Raw genomic sequence first — 1,417 nt, 5'->3', positions numbered from 1 at the left:
GCCTTGTCCGCCACCTGGCTGGGAGCAGTCGAATCGGACGCGGATGCGGCCTTCAGCTGGGAACCGGTCCAGCGCGGGTCATTGGCGGCGAGTGCGGGAATGTTGTCTTGCGCGGCCGCCACAGTTGTTGGAATTGCGTCGGACTTGCGCGCCTGCGGTACGGCTGCCGCAGCGACCGCGGCCCCAACCGGGGTTATTTTCGTCGTCTTCACCGGAACCGTTGGAATGGTCTGTTCGGGGCTCGCTGCCGCTTGCCTGTCGCTGGCCGGCAGCGCCAGCCACAGCGCCACGGCGGCGACGCCAAGCAGTGCGGCGGTGCCGATCGCGGCAATCACCAGATGCGAGTTCGAACGGACTTCCTGCCAGAAGGACGGCCGCATGTCGTATCCGAACTGCATGGCAAAGCGCCGACGTTCCGGCGTACCGAAACTGAAGGGCTCTCTCACTCTTGCCACCTCCATAAGCGGGCCGACGTTCTTTCAATCGGTGCCGGAAGTCCGGCGTCTGATCCGCATCGGTCCCAAAAACAACGCGGGCAGGCCCGCAACAATCCCCGAACAATCGCCCAGAACCGGCAGCTTTCGCCTGCGATTGTGGCATCAGTACGCCAACATAGAGGATTCTGCGCCTTTGCGGGAAATTGCGCAATGCGTCGCACGGGCAACAAATGTTACAACAAATATTACAATATTACATCAGGCCGGCCGGCTAGATCCTGTCGCGCAGCGCAAACCAGTTGAGCGCCAGGAACAGCAGCGGCGTGCGGAAACGCCGGCCGCCAGGGAAAGGCGGGATTTTCAGATCCTCGATCAGCTTCAGCCGGTCGCGGTTGCCGGCAACGGTTTCGGCATAGAGTTTACCGAAGTAGTTCGACAGCATGACGCCGTGGCCGGAATAGCCGCCGGCCGAGATCACATTGGGCATCACTTCGCGCACGAACGGCTTTCTTGGCACCGTGATGCCGACATAGCCGCCCCAGCCATGCGTGATCTCGACATCCCCGAGCGCCGGATAGAGTTCCGCGATCTGGCGACGGATGTGGATGTGGATATCCCGGGGATCGTTGACGCCATAGACCTCGCGTCCGCCAAACAGCAGCCGCCCGTCCTTCGATCTGCGGAAATAGCGCGCGACGAAGCGGGAATCGTCGACCGCCTCGCCGCCCCGCAAAACGTTCGAGTCGGCTCCCAGAGGCACGGTCGCGCCGATGAAGGAACCGATCGGCATGACGTGCGCGGCACTCACCGGCTCGAGCGCGCCGCCATAGGCGTTGACCGCGATCAGGCATTTCTGCGCCGTCACCGTGCCTCTCGACGTCGAAACCTTGATCTTGCCGCCACTGGAAATGATGCCGGTTGATTGAGTCCCCTCGAACAGCTGCGCGCCTGCAAGCGCTGCCACCCGCGCTGTGCCGATC

Annotated in this window: 1 protein-coding gene and 1 pseudogene; both read right to left on the bottom strand. The window is 62.9% G+C overall.

All coding sequences use genetic code 11. From position 1 onward, the window contains the following. Window positions 1-446, bottom strand: a pseudogene (locus ENZ75_RS31765) (SH3 domain-containing protein); the annotation flags it as partial. A gap of 262 nt (window positions 447-708) precedes the next feature. Further along, window positions 709-1,417 (bottom strand): FAD-binding oxidoreductase (locus ENZ75_RS31760; RefSeq protein ID WP_164888172.1); only part of this gene is annotated, 709 nt, incomplete at its 5' end.

It is taken from the genome of Mesorhizobium sp. M7A.F.Ca.CA.002.04.1.1, assembly GCF_004022805.1.
Classification (GTDB): domain Bacteria; phylum Pseudomonadota; class Alphaproteobacteria; order Rhizobiales; family Rhizobiaceae; genus Mesorhizobium; species Mesorhizobium ciceri.
The sequence above is the reverse complement of the archived record's forward strand: the minus strand, read 5'-3'. Positions and strand labels throughout refer to the sequence as shown.